This is a genomic window from bacterium, from assembly GCA_030655055.1.
In the GTDB taxonomy this organism is placed as follows: domain Bacteria; phylum Edwardsbacteria; class AC1; order AC1; family EtOH8; genus UBA5202.
In genome coordinates, this window is record JAURWH010000082.1 from 1 (window position 1) to 9,326 (window position 9,326).

Consider the following 9,326-nt stretch of genomic DNA (forward strand, 5'->3'; position numbering starts at 1 on the left):
AGTGCCTGGGCAAGCAGTACAAAGTTCCCACCATCTATCTTTCCAATACCCAGATCGATCCCCAGGTGCTGAAGTTGATCCCGGCCGACTTTGCCCAGAAGTACCAGGTGGTCCCGGTGGCCCGCCAGGGCAGGACGCTCCAGGTGGCCATGTCCAATCCGGCCGACCCATTTACCATAGAGAACATCCAGTTTTTGACCGGGATGGAGATCAAACCGCTGGTTTGCGCCGACACCGCCATCGCCAGGGCCATGGAAAAGCTTTACGCCGGTTCGGCCGGACTTACCGAAGCCATGAAAGCGGTGCAGGAAGAAGACGGCCAGGTGGAGTTTGTGGATAAGGAACAGGAGGATGTGGTGACCCAGGCCGACATGGAAGCGGCCCCGGTGGTCAAGTTGGTCAACCAGATGGTCTTCGACGCAGTCAAACGCGGGGTCTCCGACATCCACATAGAGCCCTACGAAAAGGTCTTGAGGGTCCGGTTCCGCATCGACGGTGTGATGCAGGAGGCCATGTCACCTCCCAAGCGGATCGCGGCCGCGGTGGTCAGCCGCATCAAGGTGCTTTCCCGGCTGAACCTGACCGAGCGGCGCCTGCCCCAGGACGGACGGTTTTCGGTGAAGGCCGGCGATCAGAACGTGGACTTCCGCGTATCCACCATGCCCATCAAGCACGGCGAGAAGGTATGTATCCGGATCCTGCGCCAGTCAGGCCTTTCCTCCGATCTGACCAAACTGGGGCTGGAGGGAAAACCGTTGGATAATTTTCTGGCCGCTTCCGTCAAGCCCAACGGAATGATCCTGATCACCGGTCCCACCGGTTCGGGAAAGACCATGACCCTGTATTCCCTGATCAACCGGCTCAATACTCCCAAGGTCAACATCAGCACCGCCGAGGACCCGGTGGAGTTCGACATGATGGGCATCAACCAGGTGAACATCCACCCCGAGATAGGATATACTTTTGCCGTGGCCCTAAAGGCCTTCCTGCGCCAGGATCCCGATATCATCCTGGTGGGGGAGACCCGGGACAAGGAAACCGGCGAGATCGCCATGACCGCGGCCATGGTCGGGCGATTGGTGCTGACCACATTGCACACCAACGACGCCCCCAGCAGTCTGAACCGTCTGTTGGACATGGACATTCCGCCGTTTCTGATAGCCGCCACAGTCATTGTAATAGAGGCCCAGCGGCTGGTGCGCACCATTTGCCCCAACTGCAAACAGCCCGATCCCAGCATGACCCCGGAGATGATCTCCAAACTGGGGGCCGACCCGGCCGAGTTTGAAGGGGTCACCTTTTACAAGGGGGCCGGCTGCATGGAGTGCAACCGCACCGGATTCAAGGGCAGGACCGGCCTCTACGAGATACTGGTGGTCACTCCGGCCATCCGCAAGCTGATCTTGAACCGGGCCTCTACCGACGAGATCCGGGAGACCGCCGTCAAGGAGGGAATGCAGCTGCTGCGCCAGGATGGCTATGCCAAGGTCAAAAAGGGGATCACCACACTGGAAACGGTAATAGCCAAAACAGTCATGGAGTAACCCCCTGATCGGTGTTGGTTGTTGGTTAATTGTTAATTTGTCAATTGTTAATTGGGTAAATATTTATGGCGTTAAAAATCGGCGACATGCTGTTGAAGTCCGGGATGATCAGCCAGGAGCAACTGGAGAAAGCCTTAAAGGAACAGCAGTCCACCGGCAGCAAGCTGGGATCGGTGCTGGCCAAGCTGGGATTCATCACCGAGGACGAAATCCTGCAGTTCCTGTCCAAGCAGTTCAACGTGCCTGCCGTCAACCTGAACGATTACAACTTTGACAAGACCATCCTGGGCCTGATCCCGGCCAAGCTGGCCCAAAAATACGGGGTGCTGCCGCTGAACCGCTTGGGACGGGCCTTGACCGTGGCCATGATAAACCCCACTGACTTTCATGCCATGGAGGAGATAAAGTTCTCCACCGGGTTCGATGTTCACCCGGCCTTGGCCCTGGAGTCGGCCATCTGGACCGCCATCGATAAGAACTACGGAGCCTCAGGGATGCTGGAAGACGTGATGCAGTCCATGGAGCAGACCACGGAGGAATCAGAGGGCGAGCTGGAGGTGCTGGAGGAACAGAAGGAAGACGGGGGCGATGCCATGTCCGAGATGACGGCGGCCATCGAGAATTCCCCGGCCGCCAAGCTGATCAATGCCCTGATCGCCGAAGGCGTCAAACGCCACGCCACCGACATTCATCTGGAACCTTACGAAAAGGACATGCGGGTGAGGATGTCGGTGGACGGAGTGCTGCACGAAGTGATGCAGCCCCCCCTTAAAATGAAAGCATCTCTGGTGGCCAGGATCAAGATCATATCCAAGCTGAAGGTGGAGGAAAAACGCATGCCCCAGGACGGCCGCCTCCGGCTTAATGTCATGGACCGTCCCATCGATCTCCGGGTATCCATCATTCCGTCGGCCTTCGGGGAAAAGGTGGCCATGCGCATCCTGGACCGGAGCACCGTCACCTTTGATCTGAACCTGCTGGGATTTGAACCCGGGCCCCTGAAGCATTTTTTAAAGGCGGTCCACACCCCGTTCGGCATCGCCCTGGTGACCGGCCCCACCGGCTGCGGCAAGACCACCACCCTCTACGGGGCCCTGCAGGAGGTCAACAAACCCGACGTCAACATCATGACGGCCGAGGAGCCGGTGGAATACAGCCTGATGGGGATCAACCAGGTGGCGGTGAAAGAGGATGGCGGCACCACCTTTGGCGCCGCACTAAAGGCCTTTTTGCGGCAGGACCCCAACATCATCATGGTGGGCGAGATCCGCGACAAAGAGACGGCCGAGATAGCCATCAGGGCTTCACTGACCGGGCACTTGGTGCTGTCCACCGTCCATACCAACAGCGCCTGCCTGACCATCACCCGTCTGGTGGACATGGGGGTGGAGCCATTCATGATCTCCTCCTCGCTGCTGGTGGTGGAATCCCAGCGGCTGGTGCGCAAGGTCTGCCAAAACTGCAAGGAACCTTATCAACCCGACCAGAGGTTGTTGGAGGATTTTTCTCACAATAAGATTGATTTTTCCAAGGCCACTTTCTACAAAGGACGGGGCTGTTCCGAGTGCCGGAACTCGGGATACAAGGGGCGGTTGTGTCTGGCCGAGATACTGCCGATCACCCCGGCCATCCGGGAACTGATCATGCGCCGGGCCACCAGCACCGAAATAGAAAACAAGGCCATAGAAGAAGGAATGCCCACCCTGAGAATGGACGGCGTCATCAAAATGATGAACGGGGTGACCACCATTGATGAAGTCATCAAGGAGACCGTGGCCGCCGACTGAGACCCCTCCCCGGTTAATTAGAAATAAAAATCACAATGCAGTAAAAGACGATGGCGCAAAACATAGGCGAGATGCTGTTGAAAATGGGCCTGATAACCCAGGCCCAGTATGATAAGGCCGCAACCGAACAACGTAACACCACCGAGCCCCTGGTGGCAACCCTGATCCGGCTGGGAGTGGTGACCGAGAACGTGATGCTGCAGTTCGTCTCCCGGCAGTTCAATGTCCCTTCGCTGGACCTCTCAAATTTCCAGGTGGAGCCGGCGGTGATCAAGATGATCCGGCCCGATATCGCCAACAAGTTCATGGTGATCCCCATCAAAAAGCTGGGCCGCTCGCTGACCCTGGCCATGATAGATCCCTCCGATCTTTTTGCCATTGAGGACATCAAATTCCTGACCGGGCAGGAGGTCAAGCCGGTAGTGGCCGGCTACAGTGCGGTTAAAAAACTGCTGGAGCAGCATTATCCTATCGGCCGGGACCTGCAGGTGATCGCCGAGGGGGGCAGTCTGGCCCAGACCAAGTCCGAGGACATTGAAAAACTGCCGGAGCACGATGAGAATCTGGAAGGTGATTTTGGAAACGTGGAAATGGTGGACGAGGGGCTGGAGGAAGAGGACGATATATCGGTGCAGCAGGCCGGGCAGTCCACCCCGGTGGTCAAGATGGCCAATTACGTGCTGACCGAGGCGGTGCGCCGGGGGGCCTCGGACATCCACATAGAGCCGTATGAAAAGGTGTTCCGGATCCGGCTGCGCCAGGACGGCGTGCTTCAGACCCTGATGGAGCCGCCGATGAAGATGAAGTCCCCGATAGTGTCCCGGTTCAAGATCATGGCCAAGCTGGACGTGACCGAGCGGCGCAAGCCCCAGGACGGCCGCATCGCCATAAAAGTGCTGGACAAGAAGATCGACCTGCGGGTTTCCACCCTGCCGGTGCTGTTCGGCGAAAAAGTGGTGATGCGCATCCTGGACTCCTCATCCCTGACCCTGGACCTGGCCAATTTCGGGTTCACCGAGGACGCCCTGCGCAATTTCATGAAGTCCATTCATGCGCCCTATGGCATCGTGCTGATCACCGGGCCCACCGGATCGGGCAAGACCACCACCCTTTATTCCGCCCTGTCCCAGTTGAACACTCCGGACCGGCATATCATGACGGTGGAGGATCCCATTGAATACAACCTGAAAGGCGTCAACCAGATCCAGGCCGAGGCCGGGATAGGGTTCACCTTTGGGCTGGCCCTGCGTTCCATGCTCCGGCAGGCCCCCAACATCATCATGCTGGGGGAGATCCGGGACGGTCCCACCGCCTCCATCGCCATCCGGGCGGCCCTGACCGGACATCTGGTTCTCTCCACCCTGCACACCAACGACGCCCCGTCCACCATCAGCCGTCTGGTGGACATGGGGGTGGACCCTTTCCTGGTGGCCTCGTCCACCGTGCTGATCCAGGCCCAACGGCTGGTGCGCCGGATCTGCAAAGGTTGCAAGGCCCCCCATGAGTATGACCCCAAGGTGCTGACCGACCTGGGCATCAGCCCGGATGAGCTTACTGGCCTGACCTTCTATAAAGGCAAAGGCTGCCCGGTCTGCAACAACAGCGGATATAAGGGGCGGGTGGGTCTTTATGAGGTGATGCCGATCACCCGGACCCTGCGGGCCCAGATATTAAGCCGGGAGCCGGTGACCACCATCCGGGCCACGGCGGTCAAGGAAGGCATGCTGACCCTGCGAATGGATGCCTGGGGCAAGGTCAAGCAGGGTATGACCACGGTGGAGGAGATGATCCGGGAAACCGCCGAAGGATAATACCAGGGCAGAAAGCAGAGTTCAAAAGGCAAAAGACAGAAAAAATTGTTAAGCAAAAACGCATTATCAATAAACACAGACAGGGGAAAAGATGATTACCTTGCAGCAACTGCTGGAGGAAATGATCCAGAAAAAGGCCAGCGATCTTCACATCACAGCCGGGGTTCCCCCGGTGTTCCGGATCGACGGAGAGCTGATGCAGAGCAGCCACGATGTGCTGACATTGGAGATGACCCAATCCCTGGCTTACAGCATCCTGAACGACCGCCAGAAGAAAAGATTTGAGATGGAGCAGGAGCTGGACCTTTCCTTCGGCGTCCAGGGCCTGTCCCGGTTCCGGGGCAATGTTTTTTTGCAGCGGGGCAACGTGGCCATGGCCTTAAGGACAATTCCCTGGGAGATCCGCACCTTCGCCGACCTGGGGCTGCCCCCGGTGGCGGCCGAGCTGGCCTCCAAGCCCAGGGGGCTGGTGCTGGTTACCGGACCCACCGGCTCCGGCAAATCCACCACCCTGGCCACCATGATCGACAAGGTCAACAGCGAGCGCCGGGCCCACATCCTGACGGTGGAGGACCCCATTGAATACATGCACCGCCACAAAAAATCGATAGTCAACCAGCGCCAGCTGGAGGCCGACACCAAGAGCTTTGAGAACGCCCTTAAATACGTGCTGCGCCAGGATCCCGATGTGGTGCTGGTGGGAGAAATGCGCGACCTGGTGACCTTTGAATCGGCCCTGCGCATCGCCGAGACCGGGCACTTGACCTTTGCCACACTGCACACCAACTCGGCGGCCGAATCCATCCACCGCATCATCGACGCCTTCCCGGCCTACCAGCAGCCCCAGGTAAGGGCCCAGCTGGCCTTCGTGCTGGAAGGGGTGATGACCCAGCAGCTGCTGCCTTTGACCAAAGGGGGCCGGGTGATGGCGCTGGAGGTGATGATCTGCACCCCGGCCATCAAGGCCATGATCCGCGATGACAAGGTCCATCAGATATACTCCCTGATCCAGGCCGGTTCCAAGTACGGGATGCAGACCATGAACCAGGCCCTGTTCCAGCTGTTCATGGACAAGAAGGTCAGCATGGACACCATTTTTGACTATACCCCCAACAGCGAGGAACTGGATCAGATGATCAAGCGGCGCCAGGCTTTGCCCGCCTGATTATTATTATTTAAATCAATAAAGTCAAATTAAACCCAATAAAGGAGATCCCCATGCCAATATATATATGGAAGGGCCGGGATTCAAAGTCCGGGATAGTTTCCGGAGAATTGACCGCCGAGAACGAAGCCGGGGTAATAGAGGCGTTAAGGAAACGCAACATCATCGTATCATCGGTGCGGACCAAGCCCAAGGACCTTAAAAACCTCAGTTTTGGAGAGGCCAAGGTTGCCACCAAGGACATCTCCATCTTTACCCGGCAGTTCGCCACTATGATCAACGCCGGCCTTCCCCTGGTGCAGTGCTTGGAGATCTTGGGTTCCCAGAGCGACAAACCAGCCATGAAGAAGGTCATCGAACAGATCAAGACCGACGTGGAAGGCGGATCGACCCTGGCCGAGGCCATGAAGCGCCAAAAATCCACCTTTAATGAGCTGTACGTCAACATGGCGGCGGCCGGCGAGGCCGGGGGTATCCTGGACAACATCTTAAACCGCCTGGCCATTTATCTGGAAAAGAACGAAGCTTTGGTGGGCAAGGTGAAACGGGCAATGATCATGCCCATCATCCTGATAACGGTTTGCGTCGGGGCGGCTTCGGTACTGCTGATATTCGTCATTCCCGTCTTTGAAAAGATGTTCGCCGGAATGGGGGCCAAACTGCCGGGGCCGACCCTGTTCGTGGTGGCCCTGTCCAAATTTCTGCAGAAGTGGATAATACCCATAATTGTCATTGTAACCGGGACGGTGATCGGCGTCCAAAAATGGTATAAAACCGACAAGGGCCAGTTATACTTGGATACGCTGAAGCTGAAAATTCCGATCTTGGGAGACCTTGAACAGAAGTCAGCCATCGCCAGGTTTGCCCGCACCCTGGGAACCCTGCTTTCCTCCGGCGTGGCCATCATGGATGCCCTGGAGATCACCGCCAAGACCGCCGGCAACCGGGTGGTGTCTGATGCCATCATGTTCGCCCGCAAATCCATCGGCGGCGGCGAGACCATCTCGGGACCTCTGAAGACCATGAAGATCTTCCCGCCGATGGTGGTCCAGATGGTGGCGGTGGGCGAGGCCACCGGCGGCCTGGACGAGATGTTGAACAAGATCGCCGATTTCTATGACGAGGAGGTGGACGGCGCGGTCGACGGCCTGACCGCAGCCATGGAGCCCATCATCATGGTGGTGCTGGGGCTGGGCATCGGAGGTATGGTGGTGGCCATGTACCTGCCTATCTTCACCATGACCTCGGCCATGATGGGCGGCAACAAGTAGATAAGGACAGCCAAATATCCGGAACGAAGGGCAGGCAGGAACCCGTCATCGAGACGGACCTGGCTTGTCTTGAAACGAGCGCTTTAGCTGAATCTGCGGAGTTTGTTTGCCTGGCAGCCCGGCAAGAACGGGATGAAGTCAGTCAAACTACCGAAGGCAAGGAACCCAATGATAAAAACAATATTTAAAAACGATCCGGCCATAACTTTTGGCCGGATCCTGCTGGTTGCCATAATGACTGGAAGCGCCATGGCCCTTAACCGCCTGGGGGCGCTTCCTTTGAATTTAGGCCTGGCGGTATGGGCCGGCCTGTCCTTCTGTCTGTTTTCCTCGCTGCTCAGGCTGGGGCACCTCAAAATCACTCACTGGGGATGGGATTACGGCCAGATGATGCTGAATGTGGCCTGGATATTTTTGTTTCTAAGAATTACCGGCGGGGCCGAAAATCCCTTTTCCCTGCTGTTTTTTTTGGCCATCATAGCCGCCGCCAATGCCCGTCTGGTCAAGGGGGCGATATTTACCGCCACCATCTCGGGTCTGGCTTATGCCGGAATACTGGCCCTGGAGTTTCAGACCTTCCGGAAGGCGGCCGTAATTGCAGATAAGATTGATTTTGTATCGGCCTTCAGCGCCGATTTTTTGTTTAGGGGATATATCTATGCCATATGTTTTTATCTGGTGGCGGCCTTTGCCGGGCTGCTGGCCGAACGTCTGCAGGCCAAGGGAAAGCTGCTGGAAGCGGCCAACCTGGCCTGGGAGGAACTCAGGCTTTCCACCGGGGATATTCTGGAAAAAATGGGCAGCGGCCTGCTGACCCTGAACACCCTGGGGCAGATCAAATTCTGCAACCGGGCCGGCGCCCAGATCCTGGGACTTGAACCAGGCCGGATGACGGGGGCCGATCATTCGGCACTGCTGGCCGGAGGATTGGCGCCGCTTTCTGCGATCCTGCAGCAAAGCCTGTCCGGCGACCCCGGAAGGATATTCCGAAGCGAGGTTACCCTGACCGTAAAGGACGGGCGGGAGATACCCCTGGGGATCAGCACCAATGCCATCCGCTACGGCGACGGCCGGCTGCAGGGGATCATTGCCATTTTTCAGGACCTGACCGAGGCCAAAAAGATTGAGACCAGGCTGCAGGAAATGGAGCGCTTGGAAAATGTCAGGGAGCTGGCCCAAACCCTGCTGCAGGTGATCCAGCCGGCCATTGAACAGATAAACCACGAAGCGGCCATGCTGATGGACAGCCCGGACCACAGCCAGGCAGCCGAAACCATCAAACAGAAGGCCGAGGCCATAAAAAAGACCATGGCCGACTTCATCCGCTTTGCCCGGATCGAAAACCCCGAAGACCAGCCCGGCCCGGATGAACAAAGCGGCCGGGAGGGGGCCATCATCGGCCAGAGCAAGAATTTTCTGGATATATTGAGATTGGTTCAGCAGGTGGCGCCCAGCCAGAGCACCGTTTTGATCCTGGGCGAATCAGGCACCGGAAAAGAGTTGATAGCCAAGGAGCTTCATAAACTCAGTTCCCGGAACGGAAGGTCATTTGTCTCCATCAACTGCGCGGCCCTGCCGGAAACCCTGCTGGAATCAGAGCTTTTCGGCCATGTCAAAGGATCCTTTACCGGAGCCTTCCGCGACAAACCCGGCCTGTTTCAGGCGGCCGAAGGGGGTACTTTTTTTCTGGACGAAGTTTCCGAAACCTCGCCCGCCATTCAGGTAAAACTGCTGCGGGTGCTGCAGGA

Annotated in this window: 6 protein-coding genes; all 6 read left to right on the forward strand. The window is 57.5% G+C overall.

All coding sequences use genetic code 11. From position 1 onward, the window contains the following. Positions 1-1,544, forward strand: a 1,544-nt coding sequence (locus Q7U71_03570; protein MDO9390835.1) for an ATPase, T2SS/T4P/T4SS family, incomplete at its 5' end; no start/stop codon positions are given. Positions 1,545-1,609: 65 nt separating this feature from the next. Next, positions 1,610-3,331: an ATPase, T2SS/T4P/T4SS family gene (locus Q7U71_03575; GenBank protein MDO9390836.1), complete on the forward strand. Its 1,722-nt coding sequence runs from the start codon at positions 1,610-1,612 to the stop codon at positions 3,329-3,331. 50 nt (positions 3,332-3,381) lie between these two features. Further along, the gene (locus tag Q7U71_03580; protein MDO9390837.1) at positions 3,382-5,142 is read left to right on the forward strand and encodes an ATPase, T2SS/T4P/T4SS family; all 1,761 of its coding nucleotides are present in this window, start codon (positions 3,382-3,384) and stop codon (positions 5,140-5,142) included. A gap of 91 nt (positions 5,143-5,233) precedes the next feature. Further along, positions 5,234-6,307: a type IV pilus twitching motility protein PilT gene (locus tag Q7U71_03585; protein ID MDO9390838.1), complete on the forward strand. Its 1,074-nt coding sequence runs from the start codon at positions 5,234-5,236 to the stop codon at positions 6,305-6,307. Between the two features lie 53 nt (positions 6,308-6,360). Then, positions 6,361-7,578, forward strand: coding sequence for a type II secretion system F family protein (locus Q7U71_03590; protein MDO9390839.1), 1,218 nt, complete (start codon positions 6,361-6,363; stop codon positions 7,576-7,578). Positions 7,579-7,746: 168 nt separating this feature from the next. Then, positions 7,747-9,326 (forward strand): sigma 54-interacting transcriptional regulator (locus Q7U71_03595; protein MDO9390840.1); only part of this gene is annotated, 1,580 nt, incomplete at its 3' end.

Bases quoted from the DNA above. Each gene is read 5' to 3' on its own strand.
- Q7U71_03575 (MDO9390836.1), top strand. From the start codon at position 1,610: ATGGCGTTAAAAATCGGCGACATGCTGTTGAAGTCCGGGATGATCAGC.
- Q7U71_03580 (MDO9390837.1), top strand. From the start codon at position 3,382: ATGGCGCAAAACATAGGCGAGATGCTGTTGAAAATGGGCCTGATAACC.
- Q7U71_03585 (MDO9390838.1), top strand. From the start codon at position 5,234: ATGATTACCTTGCAGCAACTGCTGGAGGAAATGATCCAGAAAAAGGCC.
- Q7U71_03590 (MDO9390839.1), top strand. From the start codon at position 6,361: ATGCCAATATATATATGGAAGGGCCGGGATTCAAAGTCCGGGATAGTT.